The organism is Streptomyces sp. NPDC018610, assembly GCF_044391765.1.
Classification (GTDB): Bacteria; Actinomycetota; Actinomycetes; order Streptomycetales; family Streptomycetaceae; genus Streptomyces.
Window position 1 is genome coordinate 279,239 of sequence record NZ_JBISAL010000003.1, and the last position, 18,993, is coordinate 298,231.

Consider the following 18,993-nt stretch of genomic DNA (forward strand, 5'->3'; position numbering starts at 1 on the left):
CCGGGCGGGCGGGTACCCGGAGTTGACCGGAAGGGACCGGACAGGCCGGAACCACCGGACCTGACACCGGACTAGGAGGCGACACTCATGGGCCTCGGCGGGTGCATCATCCTCATCGCCGTGGGAGCCATCCTCACGTTCGCGACCGACTGGCACATGCAGGGCGTCAACCTGCACATGGTCGGCGTGATCCTCATGATCGTCGGCGTGATCGGCGTGACGACGTTCAGCAGCATCGCCCGGCGCCGCCGCGTGATGGTGCCCCCCACGACCGCGGTCGTGGAAGAGGAACGGCACCACCACGCACGCGACGGCTACAGCGACGGGTACGGCGTCTGACGGCGCCGTACGGCAACACGCATGGCGTCGCCGAACGCCGTCGCACGAGGCGGCATCGCGGAGACGTGCGGGACGCCCTCCGGCACGGCGTGGTCGATCTCCAGGGCGCGGGAAGGACCGTTTCCCGCGCCCTGATCGACGGAGCCGAAGACGGTGAGCGACCGAGCGGCAGGCGCCGGCCCGGCCGGATGCCGCCGGCTCGGTGGCAGACCGGCCTCAGCCCGTCGGCCCAGCCGCGGCGTGCCGGGCGACGGGCCGGGGAAACGGTCAGAGCATGAGATTCCTCGTACGAGACCGGATCCTGGGCATCGGCGACGACTACTGGATCGAGGACGAGCACGGCGACAAGGTGTTCCTCGTCGACGGCAAGGCGATGCGGCTGCGGGACACCTTCGAGCTGAAGGACGCCCGGGGCCGGGTGCTGATCGACATCCACCAGAAGATGCTCTCCCTGCGGGAGACCATGGTGATCGAGCGGGACGGCGAGGCCCTGGCCAAGATCCGCCGCAAACGGCTGTCGCTGCTGCGCAACCACTACCGGGTGGCCCTCGTCGACGGCACCGAGCTGGACGTCAGCGGCAAGATCCTCGACCGGGAGTTCGCCGTCGAGTACGACGGCGAACTGCTCGCGGTGATCTCCCGGCGATGGCTGAGCCTCGTCGACACCTACGGCGTCGACGTCGTACGGGACGACGCCGACCCGGCGCTGCTGATCGCGGTGGCCGTCTGCGTGATCCACCTGGCGGAGAAGGAGCGGGACGAGCGCTAGAACCTGCCCGTGGCCCCCCCGGTCAGCGGCGCGGTTTCTCCAGGCCGAGCACCCGGTCCTTCAGGGCCGGGAACTGCTCACGCGTCGTGGCGACCCTGCCCGGTTCGAAGTCGACCCTGAGGACCTCCTCCTCGTGACCGGCCTCGGCCAGGACCTCGCCCCAGGGATCCACCACGATCGAGTGACCGGCCTGGGGAACCCCGGCGTGGGCGCCGGCCGTTCCACAGGCGAGCACGAACGCCTGGTCCTCCACCGCCCGCGCCCGGGCCAGCAGCGTCCAGTGCGCGCGCCTGCGCTCCGGCCAGCCCGCCGGGACCACCAGGGTCTCGGCCCCGGCGTCGACGAGGGAGCGGAAGAGCTCGGGGAAACGGAGGTCGTAACAGGTCGCCAGACCGAGCGTGGTGTCCGGCAGGGCGACCGTCACCGGCTCGCGTCCCGCGCCCATCAGCACGGCCTCGCCCTTGTCGAAGCCGAAGCGGTGGATCTTGCGGTAGGAGGCGGCCAGGTCGCCCGAGGGGGAGAAGACCAGGGAGGTGTTGTAGAGGGTGCCGTCGGGCGCGCGTTCGGGGATCGACCCCGCGTGCAGCCACACGCCCGCGTCGCTCGCCGCCTCGCCCATCGCCTCGTACGTCGGTCCTTCGAGCGGCTCGGCCGCGCCGTCGAACTCCTCGAAGGCGAAGGCCCCGGTGGTCCACAGCTCCGGCAGCACGACGAGGTCGGCGCCGCTCTGTTCGCGCACGAGCGCGGCCGCCCGGCGCCGCCGGGATGCGACCGGTTCGTCCTCGTCCACGGCGATCTGGATCAGCGAGGCGCGCACACTACCACCGTCCTGGCAATCGAGTTGTCCACACAGGCCTACGATCGTCACACGAAAGCACTGCCGGGGTGCTTCACAGCAGCGTAACTTGGGGTTCCTCCCCGCTCGAAGCGGAGCGAGAGCGCGGGAGAATCCCAAGACACCCGCCGACAGCAGCCACCGCCCACTGGCAATGCCGCCACCACCTGCCCGTGTACCGACCGCCGAGGGGTCCCGTTCCGTGAGTCTGCATCCCACCCTCCAGCCCTACGCCGATGCCTGGACCCACTCCGTCGAGGCGATATCCGAGCTGGTGCAGCCGCTCGTGGAGGGCGAGTGGAACCGGCGGACCCCGTGCCCCGGCTGGTCGGTCCGCGATGTCGTCTCGCACGTCATCGGCATGGACTGCGAGGCCCTGGGCGACCCACGTCCCATCCACTCGCTGCCGCGCGACCTGTTCCACGTCACCAACGAGCACCAGCGCTACATGGAGATGCAGGTCGACGTCCGCCGGCACCACACGGCGCCGGAGATGACCTCCGAGCTGGAGTACACGGTCATCCGCCGCAACCGCCAGCTGCGCAACGAGTCCCGTGACCCGGGCACCAAGGTGCGCGGCCCGCTCGGCGCGGAGATCACCCTCGAGGAGTCCATGCGCTACCGCGCGTTCGACATCTGGGTGCACGAGCAGGACCTGCGCGCCGCCCTCGGCCGGCCCGGCGACCTCGACTCGCCCGGCGCGCTCGTCGCCCGCGACTACCTGCTCGACGCCCTGCCGCGCGTGGTCGCGGAGAAGGCCGACGCGCCGCGCAGCTCGGCGATCGTTTTCGACGTGCACGGTCCGGTGGAGTTCCTGCGCACGATCCGCGTCGACATCCAGGGGCGCGGCACCCTGGAGACGGCCCCGGCGCTGGGCCCGGCCGCGACCGTCGCCCTCGACTGGGAGACCTACGTCCGTCTCGCCTGCGGCCGGGTCTCCCCGGAGGCGGTGACGGACCGCGTGAAGACGGACGGCGACCCGGAACTGACGTCGGCCATCCTGCGGAACTTCACGGTGACGCAGTAGGCGTCAGGGCGGGGGCGGGTGGACTCGCCCCCGGTTCACCCCACCGAGCAGGTCGCCGTCCGCCCCGTCACACCGGCACGTGCACCGTCTCCACCCGGCTCGCCACCAGTCGCTCCCGCTCGCGCCGGGCCGCCCGCCCGCGCAGCCGCAGGATCTGACCGACCCCCAGCGCCTGCAGCACGAACACGGCCGAGAAGGCGACCCGGTAGTCGTCCCCGGTCGCGTCCAGCAGCACACCGATCGCGAACAGCGTCGTCATGGAGGCGACGAAACCGCCCATGTTGGTGATGCCGGAGGCGGTCCCCTGACGCTCGGCCGGGTTGGCCGGCCGGGAGAAGTCGAAGCCGATCATCGAGGCGGGCCCGCACGCCCCGAGCACCACGCACAGCACCACCAGCAGCCACATCGGCGCCCGGCCGCCGGGACACGCCAGTGTCGCCGCCCACATGACGGCGGTGGCCGCGACCGTGCCGAGCGCCAGCGGCAGCCGCGCCGCGTGGTGCCGGGCGACGATCTGTCCGTAGACGAGTCCGACGGCCATGTTGGACAGCACCACCAGGGTCAGCAGGTCGCCGGCGGTCGCCCGGGACAGCCCCTGCGCCTCCACCAGGAACGGCAGCCCCCACAGCAGCAGGAACACCATCGCCGGGAACTGCGTGGTGAAGTGCACCCACATCCCGAGCCGCGTCCCCGGCTCCCGCCAGGAGGCGGCGATCTGCCGGCGCACGTACGCGGCCCCCTGGTGCTGCGGCGGCTCGGGGGCGAAGCCCTCGGGGTGGTCCTTGAGGAACAGGACCAGCAGCGCCAGCACCACCGCGCCGGCCAGCGCGCTGCCGGCGAACGCCCAGGTCCAGCCGACGCTGTGCAGCACCCGGGCCAGCACCAGCGTGGAGACCAGGTTGCCCGCCATGCCGACGAGCCCGGCGAGCTGCGCGACCAGGGGCCCGCGCCGGGCGGGGAACCAGCGGGTGCCCAGCCGCAGCACGCTGATGAACGTCATGGCGTCGCCGCAGCCGAGCAGCGCCCGGGAGGCCAGCGCGGTGCCGTACGACGGCGAGAAGGCGAAGCCGAGCTGGCCGGCCGTGAACAGGACGACGCCGATGCCCAGCACCTTCTTGGTGCCGAGCCGGTCGACCAGCAGGCCGACGGGTATCTGCATGCCCGCGTAGACGAGCAGCTGGAGGATGGAGAACGTGGACAGCGCGGAGGCGTTCACGTGAAAGCGCTCGGCGGCGTCGAGTCCGGCGACGCCGAGCGAGGTGCGGAAGATGACGGCGACGAAGTAGACGGCGACGCCGATGCTCCACACGGCGACCGCGTCCCGCCCGCCGGGCGGGTCGCCCGGCAGCGTCACGGGGGCGGTGGGCCGGCTGGTCGAGGAGCTCATCGGACCTCACCCCGGGCCAGGTTGGAGAACCAGCTGACGTGTCCGTGCACGATGGCGACGGCGGCCTCCGCGTCGCCCTCGCGCAGCGCCCGCAGGATCGCCTCGTGCTCGGCGAGCGTCTTGGCGATCCGGTCGGGGTGGGAGTGCATGACGGCGACACCCATGCGCAGCTGCCGGTCGCGCAGCTGGTCGTAGAGGCGCGAGAGGATCGCGTTGCCGCCGCTGCGGACGATCTCGGCGTGGAAGCAGCGGTCGGTGACGGCGGCCGCCGCGTAGTCGCCGGTGGCGGCCTGCCGCTTCTGCTGTTCGAGCAGCTCCTCCAGCCGCTCCAGGAGCGCGGCCGGGGCGGGCACGGCCTTCCTGACCGCGTGGCCCTCGACCAGCTGCCGGGTCTCGATGACGTCCGTGATCTCCTGGGCGGAGACCGGCAGGACGAGGGCTCCCTTCTTCGGGTAGAGCTTGAGCAGCCCCTCGACCTCCAGCCGCAGCAGCGCCTCGCGCACCGGAGTGCGCGACACTCCGACGGCCTCGGCCAGCTCGCCCTCGGTCAGGAGCGTCCCGCCCTCGTAGCGGCGGTCGAGGACGGCCTGTTTGACGTGGGTGTACACACGGTCGGCGGCAGGAGGCTGCTTCACGGACAAGGTCATGGCCACATCATAGATACAACACGTACACAAGAATCGCCCCGTCCAGCATGCGGACCGGGCGGACCGGTGGGGAACCCGACCGGGCAACCGCACAACCTTCTGTGCTAGTTACGAGTCAGACACGTGCGGCCCCACTTCGCTGGGTACTCAACTCCGCCGCACTGTAGGGGCATTCAACGTATTCGGGGTACCTCACTTGAAAACCGGCATCAAGGCCATTCGTCTCCGCAGAGCGGCTGCCGTCGCCATGACCACCGGCGCCGTCCTCACCGCCGGGGCGCTCACCACCGTGCCCGCGCAGGCCGTCACCGCGCCGTCGATCGTGGCCAAGGGCGGCTACGCGATGAACAACGCCAACGGCGCGTCGCTCTACACGAAGGCCGCGGACACCAAGCTGTCCACCGGCTCCACCACGAAGATCATGACCGCGAAGGTCGTGCTGGCGCAGAAGAACCTCAACCTCGACGCCAAGGTCACCATCCAGAAGGCGTACAGCGACTACGTCGTCAGGAACAACGCCTCCCAGGCGCACCTCATCGTCGGTGACAAGGTGACCGTCCGTCAGCTGCTGTACGGGCTGATGCTGCCGTCGGGCTGCGACGCCGCGTACGCGCTGGCCGACAAGTACGGCACGGGCTCGACGATGTCCGCGCGCGTGAAGTCCTTCATCGGCAAGATGAACACCGCCGCGAAGGACCTGAAGCTGAAGAACACGCACTTCGACTCGTTCGACGGCATCGGCAACGGCAAGAACTACTCGACGCCGCGCGACCTGACGAAAATCGCCAGCAGCGCGATGAAGAACGCCAACTTCCGCGCCATCGTGAAGACCAAGTCGTACACGGCCAAGACCATCACCAAGACGGGCAGCACCCGCAAGATGGCCACGTGGACGAACACGAACACGCTGCTGAGCAGCTACAAGGGCGCCATCGGCGTGAAGACCGGATCGGGCCCGGAGGCCAAGTACTGCCTGGTCTTCGCCGCGACCCGGGGCAGCAAGACCGTCATCGGCACGGTCCTCGCCTCCTCGTCCATCAACCAGCGCTCCACCGACGCCACCAAGCTCCTCAACTACGGCTTCGCCCGCCTGGGCTGAGCCCGAGGACGCACCGCGAAGGGCCTGTCGCCGACCGGCGGCGGGCCCTTCGCCCATCAGGCCGGATTCTCCGACCGCCGCGCCGGGCGACTGGCGGCAGCGGCACTCGACCGGTCCTGACCCGCGGCCCGCTCGGGCCGGCCCGGGAACGGGAAGGAGGGGGCGGCCGCAATCCGACGTTGCGGCCGCCCCCTCCAGGCGCTCCAGGTCACGCGGTCGGCGCCGTCACGCCCAGGTGATCAGCCTCTTCGGCTGTTCCAGGACCGCCGCCACGTCCGCCAGGAACTTCGAGCCCAGCTCGCCGTCGACCAGCCGGTGGTCGAAGGAGAGCGCCAGGGTGGTGACCTGACGCGGCTTGACCTTGCCCTTGTGCACCCACGGCTGGAGCTTGATCGCGCCGACCGCGAGGATCGCGGACTCGCCCGGGTTGAGGATGGGCGTACCGGTGTCGACGCCGAAGACGCCGACGTTGGTGATGGTCACCGTGCCGCCCTGCATCGCCGCCGGGGACGTCCTGCCCTCGCGGGCCGTCGACACCAGCTCGCCGAGCGCCTGGGCGAGCTGCGGGAGCGTCTTGGCGTGGGCGTCCTTGATGTTCGGGACGATCAGGCCACGGGGGGTGGCCGCGGCGATGCCCAGGTTGACGTAGTGCTTGAGCACGATCTCCTGGTTGGCCTCGTCCCAGGACGCGTTGATGTCCGGGTTGCGCTTGACGGCCACCAGCAGGGCCTTGGCGATCAGCAGGAGGGGGTTCACGCGCAGGCCGCTGAACTCCTTGTCCTGCTTCAGCTCCTCGACCAGCTTCATCGTCCGCGTCACGTCCACCGTCACGAACTCCGTGACGTGCGGCGCCGTGAACGCGGAGCCGACCATCGCCGCCGCCGTGGCCTTGCGGACGCCCTTCACCGGGACGCGCGTCTCGCGGGCGCCGTCGTACGGCTGTGCGGGCGCCGGGACCGCCGGGGCAGCCGGCGCCGCCGGGGCGGCCACCGGTTCCGGCGTCTGCGCGGGGGCGGACGCCGCGGCCACCGCCGCGTGCACGTCCTCGCGCGTGATGACGCCGTCCGGGCCGGAGGGCACCACCGTCGTCAGGTCCACGCCCAGGTCCTTGGCCAGCTTGCGCACCGGCGGCTTCGCCAGCGGCCGGTCCTTCACGGGAGCGGCAGCGGGCGCGGCCGCTCCGGCGTGGCCGTTCAGCTCCGGCCGGGGGGCCGCCGGGGCCTGCTCGGCGGGGGCGGCCTCAAGGCCCTTGCGCGGACGGCGCTTGGTGGCGGACGTGGAGACCCCGTAGCCGACCAGGACCGGCTGGCGGCCCTGCGGCGCCGGCTCCTCGGCCTGCTGCGGCTCGGCCGCCGCGGGAGCCTGGGCCGGGGCCTCGTCCCGGTCCTCGGCCGCCGGGGCCGCGCCGGCCACCGCCACCGCGATGATGGCGGTGCCCACGTCCACCGTGGTGCCCTCGGGGAAGCGCAGCTCGCGCACCACGCCGTCGTAGGGGATGGGCAGCTCGACGGCCGCCTTGGCCGTCTCGACCTCGCACACGACCTGGCCGTCGGTGACGGTGTCACCCGGCTGGACGTACCACTTGAGGATCTCGGCCTCGGTCAGGCCCTCGCCGACATCCGGCATCTTGAACTCGCGCACGGACGCGTCGGTCATCGTCGTCACGACCCTCTCCCTCAGTACGCCAGCGAGCGGTCGACGGCGTCGAGCACGCGGTCCAGGTCCGGCAGGTAGGACTCCTCCAGGCGCGCCGGCGGATACGGCGCGTGGTAGCCGCCGACCCTGAGGACCGGGGCCTCCAGGTGGTAGAAGCAGCGCTCGGTGATCCGGGCGGCGATCTCCGCGCCGGAGCCGAAGAACACCGGCGCCTCGTGCACCACCACCAGGCGGCGGGTCTTCTCCACCGACGCCTGGATCGAGTCGAAGTCCAGCGGGGACACCGAGCGCAGGTCCAGGACCTCCAGGGACTTGCCCTCCTCGGCGGCGGCCGCGGCGGCCTCCTGGCACAGCTTCACCATCGGGCCGTAGGCCGCCAGGGTGAGGTCGGTGCCCTCACGGACGACCTGCGCCTTGTGCAGCGGGGCGGGGATGGCCTCGGTGTCGACCTCGGCCTTGTCCCAGTAGCGCCGCTTGGGCTCGAAGTAGATCACCGGGTCGTCGCTCTGGATGGCCTGCTGCATCATCCAGTAGGCGTCCGACGCGTTGGACGGGCTGACCACCTTCAGGCCGGCCACGTGCGCGAAGAGCGCCTCGGGGGACTCGGAGTGGTGCTCCACCGCGCCGATGCCGCCGCCGTAGGGGATGCGGACCACGACGGGCAGCTTGACCTTGCCCAGCGAGCGGGCGTGCATCTTCGCCAGCTGCGTGACGATCTGGTCGTACGCCGGGAAGACGAATCCGTCGAACTGGATTTCGACCACCGGGCGGTAGCCGCGCAGGGCCAGGCCGATCGCGGTGCCGACGATGCCGGACTCCGCCAGCGGGGTGTCGATGACGCGGCTCTCGCCGAAGTCCTTCTGCAGGCCGTCCGTCACCCGGAACACGCCGCCGAGCTTGCCGACGTCCTCGCCCATGACCAGGACCTTCGGGTCCTCGTCCAGAGCGCGGCGCAACGACTCGTTGATCGCCTTGGCCAGGGGCATGCTCCTGGCCGACACAGCCTTCACCGTCACAGCCTCCGTCGCCATGCTCAGACCCCCTCTGCGTCCGTGAACGACGCCTGGTAGGCGGCGAACTGGGCGCGCTCCTCGTCGACGAGCGCGTGCCCGTCCGCGTACGCGTTCTCGAAGATCGCGAAGTGGTCCGGGTCGGGCATGGCGCGGACCGCCTCGCGCACTCGCCTGCCCAACGCCTCGCTCTCGGTCTCGAGTTCCGCGAAGAATCCCTCGTCCGCGTGGTTCGAGGCCTCCAGGTGGCGGCGCAGGCGCAGGATCGGGTCCTTCGCCTCCCAGGCCAGCCGCTCCTCGTCGCCCCGGTAGCGGGAGGGGTCGTCGGAGGTGGTGTGGGCGCCCATGCGGTACGTGTACGCCTCGACCAGGGTGGGGCCCTCGCCGGCGCGGGCGCGCTCCAGCGCCCACTTGGTGACCGCCAGGCAGGCCAGTACGTCGTTGCCGTCGACGCGCACGCCCGGGAAGCCGAAGCCCTGGGCGCGCTGGTAGAGCGGCACCCGGGTCTGCTTCTCGGTCGGCTCGGAGATCGCCCACTGGTTGTTCTGGCAGAAGAACACCACGGGGGCGTTGTAGACCGCGGAGAAGGTGAAGGCCTCCGCGACGTCGCCCTGGCTGGAGGCGCCGTCGCCGAAGTAGGCGATGACCGCGGAGTCGGCGCCGTCCTTGGCGACGCCCATGGCGTAGCCGGTGGCGTGCAGCGCCTGGGAGCCGATGACGATCGTGTAGAGGTGGAAGTTGTTGCTGTTGGGGTCCCAGCCTCCGTTGTTCACCCCGCGGAACATGCCGAGCAGGTTGGTCGGGTCGACCCCGCGGCACCAGGCGACACCGTGCTCACGGTAGGTGGGGAAGACGTAGTCGTCCTCGCGGGTGGCGCGGCCGGAGCCGATCTGGGCGGCCTCCTGGCCGAGCAGCGAGGCCCACAGTCCCAGCTCGCCCTGGCGCTGCAGGGCGGTGGCCTCGGCGTCGAAGCGGCGGGTGAGCACCATGTCGCGGTACAGGCCGCGCAGCTCCTCGGGGGTGATGCCGGCGACGTAGCCGTCGTACTCGGCGTTCTTGACGCGCTTCCCCTCGGGGGTCAGCAGCTGCACGAGCTGGGGGCCGTCGCCGTTCGCGGCGTCGGCGCCCTTCTTGGCGGTCGTGCGGGTGGTGCGCTTGGTACCGGTGGTGCCGGCTGCCTTCGTGCCGGACGAACCGGCCTTGCTCCCGGCGCTGCGTCGCGGTGTGCGCGCGGCAGTGCTCTCCACGGTCACGTGTGCTCCTCCGTCGGTCCGGCCCCCGGGGTTGCCGGTAGGCCAGTGCGGCTCACCTGTTTTGGACCACCGGGCACGGGGTGGGTGCCACTCGGCCGGGAACAGGCGTGACAGGTGCCCCGGCGAGCGCCCTGCAACAGCCACGTTACCCAGTGCTCCACATTTCTGTGAAACCCCCTCTGACCTGCGTGTTTCCTTGGATATCCAAGTATTTTCGCTTGGACGACCAAGTACTTCGCCGGACTTTCGGGGGAGCCGCTGGTCACAGCCTTGCAGGGGGCCGGAACACCGGCACGTTATCCCGCTCACCCCCTGGTCGGGAAGGGCCGGCGGGTGGCCGGAACCACTCTTGACGGTGGTCACCGGCAGGCGGTCCCGGAGCCGGGCGGCGCAGCGGGCCGCGGACCACGTCGGCGACCCTATGTGACCGATTGCGACTGCGGACGACAGCCTGTGACAACGCCCAGCTCACGGCCTCGGCGAGTGCCCTAACATCTGGCGCGTGCCGCGCTCATGTGTACCACCCCCTGTGCCCCACGCGCCCCCTCTGAACGCCTTACTGCGCCAGTACGCGGCCGGTTCCGCCCTCACCTGCGAACCGGTCGACCAGGGCCTGCTCAACCGCGGCTACCGGCTGTGCACCACACGCGGCCGCTACTTCCTCAAGCACCACTTCGATCCGGACACCGCCGACCCCGCGGCGATCGCCCGCCAGCATCGCGCCACCCGGCGCCTGGCCGACCTGGGCGTCCCGGTGGCGCCCGCGCTGGCCGCCCGCGACGGGCGCACGGTCGCCGTCGTCGGCGGCCACGCCTACGCGCTCCACCCCTGGGTCGACGGCGGGCACCGGCACGGCGGCCAGCTCACCACCGGCCAGTGCACCCGCCTGGGGGCTCTCCTCGGGGCCGTGCACGCCTGCCTGGAGCGCGTGATGCCGCCCGAGCGGCACACCCGCCCCGCCGCCGGCCCCCACCCCGTCGAGAGCGCCGATCCCGCCGACACCTTCGCCCTGATCGACGACCTGCTCGGCCACGTCCGCCGCCACCGCCCCGCGGACGCCTTCGACGAGCTGGCCCGGCACCGGCTCGTGGAGCGCCGCGCGCTGCTCGAACAGCACGCCGACCGGCGTCCCCCGCGCGGCGGCCCGACCGGCTGGGTGCACGGCGACTTCCACCCGTTCAACCTGCTCTACAAGGGCGACGCCCCGGCCGCGATCGTCGACTGGGACCGGCTCGGCGTGCAGCCGCGCGCGGAGGAGGCGGTGCGCGCCGCCGTGATCTTCTTCGTGCGGCCGGCCGGCGCCCTGGACCTGCCCAAGATCAGGGCGTACGCGCGCGCGTACCGGCGCTCGGCGGGCGCCACGCCCTCGGAGCTCGCGGCGGCCGTGCACCGCGTGTGGTGGGAGCGCCTGAACGACTTCTGGATGCTGCGCTGGCACTACGAGCGCGGCGACACCCGCGCGGACCCCCAGTTCCCGGCCGCCTCCGCGCTCGTCGTGTGGTGGACCCGGGAGTACGACGCGGTGTGCGGGGCCTTCGCGGAGTGAGGGGCGGGGCGAGGGCCGGGCGGACGCCGGGCGGGCGGACGCCGGACGGGCGGACGCCGGGAAACACGCACGCGCGCGTGGAGGCCCGATGCGGGTCCACGCGCGCGTGAAGGATGATCAGTTGCCGGTGACGCCGGTGTTCGCGGCCCCGGCGGCGGTACCGGCGGCAGCGCCGGCATCGCCGTTGCCGGCCGTGTCCCCCGTACCGCCGTCGTCCGAACCGCCGTTGCCGCCGTTGCCGGCGCTGCCCGCACTGCCGGCGCTGGTGCCCGTGTCCGTACCGCCGTTGTCGCCGCTGCCGTTCGCGTTCTGCGACGGGGACTGGTTCGACGGGGTCGACTGGTCTCCGGTGCTCGGCTCGCCCGACGGCTCGTCCGAGGCCGTCTCCGACGGCGACCACGACGGCTGCTTCGACGGCGGGTGGTCGCCCCAGCCCGAGCCGCCGTTCGATCCGTTGTCCCGGTCCGTCGACGTGTCCGACGGGCCGCTCGTCGACTCGTCGCTCGCGGAGGGGCTGGGCTGGTCGTCCTTGGTGGACTGCGAGGCCGACGGCGACTTGGTGGTGGCCGGGTCCTGCCCGCCGCCCGAGCCGCCGGAGTGGTTCAGCGCCAGCGCCACGCCCGCCGCGACGGCGATCACCGCCAGCACGGCGAGGATCCACAGCTTGCCGCGGCCGCTGCCCTGGTTGCCGTGTCCCTCGAAGCCGCCGTCGTCGCCGTTGCCGTACCCGGCGGGCAGGATCGGCTGGGGGATCTGCGTGGTGCCGGAGCCGGGGTCGCCCGCGTGCGGCAGCACGGTCGTGCCGGCGAAGCCCGCCGCGGGGGTGTGGCGGCCGTCGGGCGCCGCCACCGGGCCGGTGTTCCAGGTGCCGGTGTGGCCGCCCTGGTCGTAGAGCATCTGCAGCGCGTACTGGACCATCCCGCGCATCTCCTCGGCCGTCTGGAACCGGTCGTCCGGCTCCTTGGCGAGCGAGCGCATGACCAGGCCGTCCAGCTCCGGCGGGCAGCCGCCGTCGGAGGTCACCGACGGCGGCACCGGGATGTCCTGGACGTGCTGGTAGACCACCGACAGCGGGGTCTCACCGGTGAACGGGGGCCGCAGCGCGAGGAGTTCGTACAGCAGGCAGCCCGTCGCGTACAGGTCGGAGCGGTGGTCGACGGCCTTGCCGAGCGCCTGCTCCGGGGAGAGGTACTGCGGGGTGCCCATGACCATGCCGGTCTGCGTCATCGTCGTGGACGCGCCGTGCAGGGCCCGGGCGATGCCGAAGTCCATCACCTTCACCGCGCCGTTGTCGGTGATGATGACGTTGGCCGGCTTGATGTCGCGGTGCACGATGCCGTGCTGGTGCGAGTAGGCGAGCGCCTCCAGCACCCCGGAGACGATGATCAGCGCCTGCTCGGGGCCCGGCGCCTCGGCGTTGAGCAGCAGGTCGCGGATGGTGCGGCCCTCGACCAGCTCCATCACGATGTACGGCACGGACTGGCCGCCGACGAAGTCCTCGCCGGAGTCGTACACGGCGACGATCGCGTGGTGGTTGAGTCCGGCGACCGACTGGGCCTCACGCGTGAAGCGGGCCTTGGAGACGGGGTCCTCGGCGAGGTCGGCGCGCAGCAGCTTCACCGCGACGGTGCGTCCGAGGCGCACGTCCTCGGCCGCGAACACCTCCGCCATGCCGCCCCGGCCGAGCCGGTGGGTCAGCCGGTACCGGCCGTCGCCGACCAGGCCGCCGTTGCCCCATGCCTCCGGCGCGTCCGACATGCCGCCGCCACCCTCGGGGTCGGACGGGCCCTGGGCGCGCTGCGTCTGTGCCATCAGTCCTCGCCGTCGTTTCTGCCCGCGGTGCGCGGTGCTGTCACGGTCTCCGTCGGCCACGCTACAGGCTCGGCGCAAGCCGCCGGTCCAGGTTCGCCGCGGGGACCGGTCCGGGACGGACCGGCCATCAAACCCCGTGCGGCCATGGTCGTGCAAATCCCGTGTACCGGCCGTACGCCTGCTGTAACGCTTCCGCGACGCTTCTTTCGCGTACGGTCACGGAACGGGCACCGAGCTTGACGTGTCGGTGCCCTGGGGCAGACTTGGCCGGGAATAGCACTTTCGATCATCGGGATCCGGTCGCGCGCTCCGGTTCACACGGTCCGGCGGGCAGCCCGGCCGCGGGGCCGGCCGGTCGGCCGGTCGCGGAACGGGTCGACGGACAGCCGATCGCGCGAGCACGGCGGCCGCCGGCCCGCGCGCCTATGGGGGACGCAGAAGATGAGCCAGGACGGCGCACAGGGCCGGTTCACGGGGCGGGCGCTGGCCGGCGGCCGATATCAGCTGCGCGACTTGCTCGGCGAGGGCGGCATGGCCTCGGTGCACCTCGCCTACGACGCCGTGCTCGACCGTCAGGTCGCGATCAAGACGCTCCACACGGAGCTGGGCCGCGAGCCCGCCTTCCGCGAGCGGTTCCGCCGCGAGGCCCAGGCAGTGGCCAAGCTCACGCACACCAACATCGTCTCCGTCTTCGACACCGGCGAGGACGAGCTGGACGGCATGGCGACGCCGTACATCGTCATGGAGTACATCGAGGGCCGGCCGCTGGGCTCGGTGCTCGACCAGGACGTACGGCAGTTCGGCGCGATGCCCGTCGACAAGGCGCTGAAGGTCACCGCGGACGTGCTCGCCGCGCTGGAGATCAGCCACGAGATGGGGCTGGTCCACCGCGACATCAAGCCGGGCAACGTGATGATGACCAAGCGCGGCGTCGTCAAGGTGATGGACTTCGGCATCGCCCGCGCCATGCAGTCCGGCGTCACCTCGATGACCCAGACCGGCATGGTCGTCGGCACCCCGCAGTACCTGTCGCCCGAACAGGCGCTCGGGCGCGGGGTGGACGCGCGCTCCGACCTGTACTCGGTCGGCATCATGCTGTTCCAGCTGGTCACCGGGCGGCTCCCGTTCGACGCCGACTCCCCGTTGGCGATCGCGTACGCGCATGTGCAGGAGGAGCCCGTCGCGGCCTCCTCGGTCAACCGCTCCCTGCCCCCCGCGGTGGACGCGCTGATCGCCCGCGCGCTGAAGAAGAACCCCAACGAGCGCTTCCCGAACGCCGAGTCGATGCGCGACGAGTGCACGCGGGTGGCGGCCTCCTTCCAGGCGGCCCCGCCCAGCATCGTCCCGGGCGCCCCGACGTCGAGCGGAGCGGGCGTCGGCTCCGCCGTCTTCCCGCCGGTCGACACGGCCCCGCCGCCCGTGGGCAGCGTGCAGACCCCGTACCAGCCGAACCAGGCCCCGACGCCGAACCCGTACGGCACCCCGCCGCCGGCGACGCCCGCGCCCGCGTACGGCTACCCGCAGCACGGCGGCTACCCGGCGCCGGGTCCGGCCGGGTACGGACCGCAGCAGAGCGCCACGCCGCCGCCGTACAACCTGACGCCCCCGGCCACCGGCGCCCCGGGCCCGTCGCAGGGCGGCCGGAGCGGCAGGCCGGTCGTCATCGGCTCGATCGTGGTCGCGCTGGTGGCGGTGGGCGGGCTGATCGCCGCGCTGCTGGTCAACGGCGGCAGCGACGACGACGCCAAGGGCGGCGGGAGCGGCAGCCCCAGCGCGACGGCCTCCAGCCACGCGCCGGGCTACCGCGGGCCGGACACCTCGAAGACCATCGACAAGGCCGAGTGCAGCGAGCCGCGGGAGTCCTACGACGACCCGGACAAGGTCCGGCTGCCGAACTTCCAGTACAAGTACATCCAGTCCGTGAAGACCTGCTTCCAGGCCGCGGGCTGGAAGATGAAGATCACTCCCGTGGACGACAACACCTGGGGCGAGGGCACCGTCCTGGACCAGTTCCCGACCGCGGACTCGGACGTGGACCAGCAGCACCCGCCGACCGTCGAACTGAAGGTCTCGACCGGCAACCCGCCGGAGTGACGGGGCGGGCCTCCGGTCCGGGGCGGACGACTGAGGACAGGCCCCGGTCCGGGGTGGACGACTGAGGACAGGCCCGGGCCCGGGGTGGACGACTGAGTGAATGCCGGTCCGGCGTGGGCGTCTGAGCGGGTGCCGGTCCGGCGGAGGCGGCTGACGTGTGTTCAGGCGGCCTTCGGCGGCGGGGTCCTCCGCGTACACCGAGGGCCCGGCGGTCGCCCGCCGGGCCCTCGGTGTACGCGGCGCCTGAAGTCCCTACAGGTACGGTCCGCCCGAGCGGCCGCCCGTGCGGGGGTCGTCGCCGCCGTCGTGACCGACGCCCGGGGGAAGCGCGCGGCGCATCTGCTCCAACTGGGCGCGGGCGGCCATCTGCTGGGCGAACAGCGTGGTCTGGATCCCGTGGAAGAGACCCTCCAGCCAACCCACCAACTGGGCCTGCGCGATCCGCAGTTCCGCGTCGCTGGGGGTGCCCTCGTCCGTGAACGGCAGGGAGAGCCGCTCCAGCTCCTCCACCAGCTCCGGCGCGAGGCCGTCCTCCAGCTCCTTCACGGAGCTCGCGTGGATCTCCTTCAGACGGACCCGGCTGGCCTCGTCCAGAGGAGCGGCGCGCACTTCCTCCAAGAGCTGCTTGATCATGCTGCCGATCCGCATGACCTTGGCGGGCTGCTCCACCTGCTCCGTCACCGGGATCTCGCGGGACTCGTCGTCGCCTCCCCCGCCGAGCGCCAAGCCGTCCTGGCCCACGACCAGGACTTGCGGGTTCTCCGGCGACCGTTCGTTCCTCGGCATCTCCATGCCGCCATTCTCTCGCACGGGTGCGTCACATCTCCTTGGTGCCCCCTGCGGAAGGTGATCCACCCTGTACGCGGCGGTTCGGACACGGGTGCGAGCCGGGCGGACGTCAGGAACGGGCGGCGTCCTCGCCCCTCCCGCCGCTCTCGCCCCGCCCGCCGTCCTCGCCCCTCCCGCCGCCCTCACCGGTCTCGCCGTCCGTGAGGTGCAGGCGCAGCAGGCGGGCCGCGCAGTGGTCCAGCCAGCGTGACTCGGCCTCCGCGTGACAGATCCGCTGCTCCAGGACCAGCAGCCGGGCCACCTCCTCGGGCCGCCCCGGCCCTTCGGCCAGGACCTCGGCCCGTTGCCGCACGTAGTCCTGCAGGGCCTCGGACGCGTGCCGCCGCTGGACGTCGACGACCTCGCGCACGTCCACTCCCGGGGCCGTCACCGCCAGCACCAGCTTGACGGCGAGCTCGTCGCGGGGCGGCCCGGTGCGCGGCACGGGGCGCACGTACCAGGACCGCAGTTCCGCGCGGCCCGCCGCGGTCAGCGCGTACATCACCCGTCCGGCCTCGTCCACGCCCTGCCGGGCGACCCAGCCGTCCCGTTCCAGGCACCCGAGGGCGACGCAGACCCGGCCGGGGTCCAGCGGCCAGGCCGCTCCCGTGCGCGCCTCGAAATCGGCGCGCAGCCGGGAGCCGTTGCGGGGGCCGGCCTCCAGGAGCGCCAGCAGCCCATGGCGTATCGACATAACCGGATTGTGCGACCCGTTCGGCCCGGCGGACCAGCCCGGAGTGCCGGATCACTCCGGTGATGTGAGTGTTGTTCCACGGCACCGCCGTCGCACCGCGCCGCGTTCCCCCGCACCGCCGTCGCACGGCCTCGCCGACCTGCTGGACCACTGGACCGCCGAGCCACCGGAGCACCGATCGCCGGATCACCGGCCGGCCGAACCGCCGGGGCGCTGGGCAGCGCTCCGCCGACCGGGCACCGTGAGGGGGTCCCGAAGTGACCGCATGGCCGCGCGTCACCCTGCGTACGGCAGGAGTGCTGATGGCGATCGGGGCCGCCGGGCTGCCCGGCGGGCCCGCGGCGGCCTGCGGGGCCGTGTCGAGGCCGGACACGACCGCCTCGGCCCCGGCACCCGCCGCCCCCTCCGCGTCCGTGTCGGCCTCCGCTCCCGCCTCTTCCTCTTCCGCGGCGTCGCCCTCGGCGCACGGCACTCCCGCCGCGTCGCCGGTGGCCGGCCGCCGCCCGCCCGTCGGACCGTCCGCCCGGTCGTCCCGCCCGGCCGCTCCCACCGCCTCCGCGCCGCCCTCCCCGGCCGTCTCCGCCCCGCCCCGTTCGTCCCGGCCCGTCGCGGCCGAGGCGACGCAGGACGACAGCCCGGCGGGCGAGGACCGGCACCGGCCGGAACGGTCGCACGGACGGGGCGGGGAGGGCGGCGCGGCGCCGAGAGGGGGCCGGCGCCGTGACGAGGTCGCCGGAGGGCCGGGCGGCTCCCCGACCGCCACGGTGCCGGCCGCCGCGTCCCTGTCCGCGGCGGCTCAGCCGCCGTCCGGGGCGTCCGACCCGCGCGCGCCCGAGCCGGACGCCCGGTCCGAGAGCGCCACCGGACACGCCCTGCAGCTCCTGCCCCTGGGCAGCGGGCTGGTCCTCATCGGTCTCGGGCTGGGGCTGGCGTTCGTCGCCCTCCGGCTGCGCAGGAGCTGAGTCCCGGCCCGTTCGCGGGCGGGGGCTCCCCTCAGGACGTGACCAGCAGCACCTTGCCGATGTGGCCGCTCTCCTCCACGGCCCGCTGGGCTGCGGCCGCCTCGCTCATCGGCACCTCCCGGTCGACGACCGGACGGACGTGGCCGTCGGCGATCAGCGGCCACACGTGCTCGCGCACGGCCGCCACCACGGCCGCCTTCTCCGCGAGGGGGCGGGCCCGCAGCGAGGTCGCGCTGATGGCGGCCCGCTTGGCGAGCAGGGCGCCGATGTTCAGCTCGCCCTTGGCGCCGCCCTGAAGGCCGATGATCGCGAGGCGTCCGCTGACGGCGAGGGCCTTCACGTTGCGGTTCAGGTAGGCCGCGCCCATGTTGTCCAGGATGACGTCGGCGCCGGCGCCGTCCGTGGCCCGGCGGATCTCCTCGACGAAGTCCTGCTCGCGGTAGTTGATGAGGATGTCGGCGCCCAGCTCGGCGCAGTGGTCGAGCTTCTCCTTCGTGCCGGCCGTGACGGCGACCCGCGCCCCGGCGGACTTGGCGAGCTGGATCGCCATGGTGCCGATGCCGCTGGAACCGCCGTGCACCAGGAAGGTCTCGCCGGGGCGGAGGTGGGCGATCATGAAGACGTTGGACCAGACGGTGCAGACCACCTCGGGCAGCGCCGCCGCGTCCCTGAGGGCGACGCCCTCGGGCACGGGCAGCAGCTGGCCGGCCGGTACGGCGACCTTCTCCGCGTAGCCGCCGCCCGCGAGCAGTGCGCAGACCTCGTCGCCGACCGCCCAGCCGGACACTCCGGCGCCGAGCGCGGCGATCCGGCCGGAGCACTCCAGGCCGGGGTAGGGGGAGCCGCCGGGCGGCGGGTCGTAGTGGCCCTGCCGCTGCAGGATGTCGGCGCGGTTGACGGCGCTGGCCACCACCTCGACCAGCACCTCCCCCTCGCCGGGCACGGGATCCGGCACCTCGTCCCACACCAGAGCCTCGGGACCGCCGGGTTCGGGAATCGTGATCGCATGCATGGCGTCGACGCTACTCCTGCGCG

At 72.7% G+C, this 18,993-nt stretch carries 17 protein-coding genes; 7 read left to right on the plus strand and 10 right to left on the minus strand.

Going from position 1 to position 18,993, the window contains the following annotated elements:
• Positions 1-87 precede the first annotated feature (87 nt).
• Both ACH5A8_RS10750 and ACH5A8_RS10755 read left to right on the plus strand, forming a co-directional pair.
• Positions 88-339 (plus strand): DUF6458 family protein, encoded by a 252-nt coding sequence (locus tag ACH5A8_RS10750; protein WP_399000248.1) that lies wholly within the window; start codon positions 88-90, stop codon positions 337-339.
• Positions 340-613: 274 nt separating this feature from the next.
• Positions 614-1,108, plus strand: coding sequence for an LURP-one-related/scramblase family protein (locus ACH5A8_RS10755; protein WP_399000249.1), 495 nt, complete (start codon positions 614-616; stop codon positions 1,106-1,108).
• A gap of 22 nt (positions 1,109-1,130) precedes the next feature.
• Here the strand turns inward: ACH5A8_RS10755 and ACH5A8_RS10760 are convergent, their stop codons facing one another.
• Entirely contained in the window at positions 1,131-1,925 is a 795-nt protein-coding gene (locus ACH5A8_RS10760) for a carbon-nitrogen family hydrolase (RefSeq protein WP_399000251.1), read from the minus strand.
• A gap of 220 nt (positions 1,926-2,145) precedes the next feature.
• Here ACH5A8_RS10760 and ACH5A8_RS10765 point away from each other — a divergent pair, with 220 nt between their 5' ends.
• Positions 2,146-2,970, plus strand: coding sequence for a maleylpyruvate isomerase family mycothiol-dependent enzyme (locus ACH5A8_RS10765; protein WP_399000253.1), 825 nt, complete (start codon positions 2,146-2,148; stop codon positions 2,968-2,970).
• A 67-nt stretch (positions 2,971-3,037) separates the two neighbouring features.
• Here ACH5A8_RS10765 and ACH5A8_RS10770 read toward each other — a convergent pair whose 3' ends face one another.
• Positions 3,038-4,357, minus strand: a complete 1,320-nt coding sequence (locus ACH5A8_RS10770; protein WP_399000255.1) for a nitrate/nitrite transporter — start codon at positions 4,355-4,357, stop codon at positions 3,038-3,040.
• Complete coding sequence (locus ACH5A8_RS10775) at positions 4,354-5,004, minus strand: GntR family transcriptional regulator (RefSeq protein ID WP_399000257.1); 651 nt, start codon at positions 5,002-5,004, stop codon at positions 4,354-4,356. Before ACH5A8_RS10775 ends, ACH5A8_RS10770 begins: the two co-directional genes overlap by 4 nt.
• 247 nt (positions 5,005-5,251) lie before the next feature.
• Here ACH5A8_RS10775 and ACH5A8_RS10780 point away from each other — a divergent pair, with 247 nt between their 5' ends.
• Positions 5,252-6,103 (plus strand): D-alanyl-D-alanine carboxypeptidase family protein, encoded by an 852-nt coding sequence (locus tag ACH5A8_RS10780; RefSeq protein ID WP_399000259.1) that lies wholly within the window; start codon positions 5,252-5,254, stop codon positions 6,101-6,103.
• Between the two features lie 225 nt (positions 6,104-6,328).
• On the opposite strand, the gene ACH5A8_RS10785 is transcribed toward ACH5A8_RS10780, so the two are convergent.
• From ACH5A8_RS10785 to pdhA, 3 genes are read right to left on the minus strand one after another with little or no spacing between them, the layout of a single operon-like run.
• The gene (locus ACH5A8_RS10785; RefSeq protein WP_399000262.1) at positions 6,329-7,768 is read right to left on the minus strand and encodes a dihydrolipoamide acetyltransferase family protein; all 1,440 of its coding nucleotides are present in this window, start codon (positions 7,766-7,768) and stop codon (positions 6,329-6,331) included.
• An 11-nt stretch (positions 7,769-7,779) separates the two neighbouring features.
• Positions 7,780-8,790, minus strand: a complete 1,011-nt coding sequence (locus ACH5A8_RS10790) for an alpha-ketoacid dehydrogenase subunit beta (protein ID WP_399000264.1) — start codon at positions 8,788-8,790, stop codon at positions 7,780-7,782.
• Between the two features lie 2 nt (positions 8,791-8,792).
• Positions 8,793-10,022: a pyruvate dehydrogenase (acetyl-transferring) E1 component subunit alpha gene (gene pdhA, locus ACH5A8_RS10795; protein ID WP_399000266.1), complete on the minus strand. Its 1,230-nt coding sequence runs from the start codon at positions 10,020-10,022 to the stop codon at positions 8,793-8,795.
• Between the two features lie 529 nt (positions 10,023-10,551).
• Here pdhA and ACH5A8_RS10800 point away from each other — a divergent pair.
• Positions 10,552-11,568, plus strand: coding sequence for a phosphotransferase (locus ACH5A8_RS10800; RefSeq protein WP_399000268.1), 1,017 nt, complete (start codon positions 10,552-10,554; stop codon positions 11,566-11,568).
• 117 nt (positions 11,569-11,685) lie between these two features.
• Here ACH5A8_RS10800 and ACH5A8_RS10805 read toward each other — a convergent pair whose 3' ends face one another.
• A complete protein-coding gene (locus ACH5A8_RS10805; protein WP_399000270.1) occupies positions 11,686-13,380 on the minus strand; it encodes a protein kinase in 1,695 nt (564 codons plus the stop codon).
• Between the two features lie 441 nt (positions 13,381-13,821).
• Between ACH5A8_RS10805 and ACH5A8_RS10810 the strand changes: the two genes are divergently transcribed.
• Entirely contained in the window at positions 13,822-15,474 is a 1,653-nt protein-coding gene (locus ACH5A8_RS10810; protein ID WP_399000271.1) for a protein kinase, read from the plus strand.
• 252 nt (positions 15,475-15,726) lie between these two features.
• On the opposite strand, the gene ACH5A8_RS10815 is transcribed toward ACH5A8_RS10810, so the two are convergent.
• Both ACH5A8_RS10815 and ACH5A8_RS10820 read right to left on the minus strand, forming a co-directional pair.
• Positions 15,727-16,266, minus strand: coding sequence for a bacterial proteasome activator family protein (locus ACH5A8_RS10815; protein ID WP_399000273.1), 540 nt, complete (start codon positions 16,264-16,266; stop codon positions 15,727-15,729).
• A 106-nt stretch (positions 16,267-16,372) separates the two neighbouring features.
• On the minus strand, positions 16,373-16,996 hold the full coding sequence (locus ACH5A8_RS10820) for a PadR family transcriptional regulator (RefSeq protein ID WP_399000275.1): 624 nt from the start codon (positions 16,994-16,996) through the stop codon (positions 16,373-16,375).
• A gap of 257 nt (positions 16,997-17,253) precedes the next feature.
• Here ACH5A8_RS10820 and ACH5A8_RS10825 point away from each other — a divergent pair, with 257 nt between their 5' ends.
• Positions 17,254-17,958, plus strand: coding sequence for a hypothetical protein (locus ACH5A8_RS10825; RefSeq protein WP_399000277.1), 705 nt, complete (start codon positions 17,254-17,256; stop codon positions 17,956-17,958).
• A 31-nt stretch (positions 17,959-17,989) separates the two neighbouring features.
• Here ACH5A8_RS10825 and ACH5A8_RS10830 read toward each other — a convergent pair whose 3' ends face one another.
• Positions 17,990-18,970 (minus strand): NAD(P)H-quinone oxidoreductase, encoded by a 981-nt coding sequence (locus ACH5A8_RS10830; protein ID WP_399000279.1) that lies wholly within the window; start codon positions 18,968-18,970, stop codon positions 17,990-17,992.
• Positions 18,971-18,993: the final 23 nt, after the last annotated feature.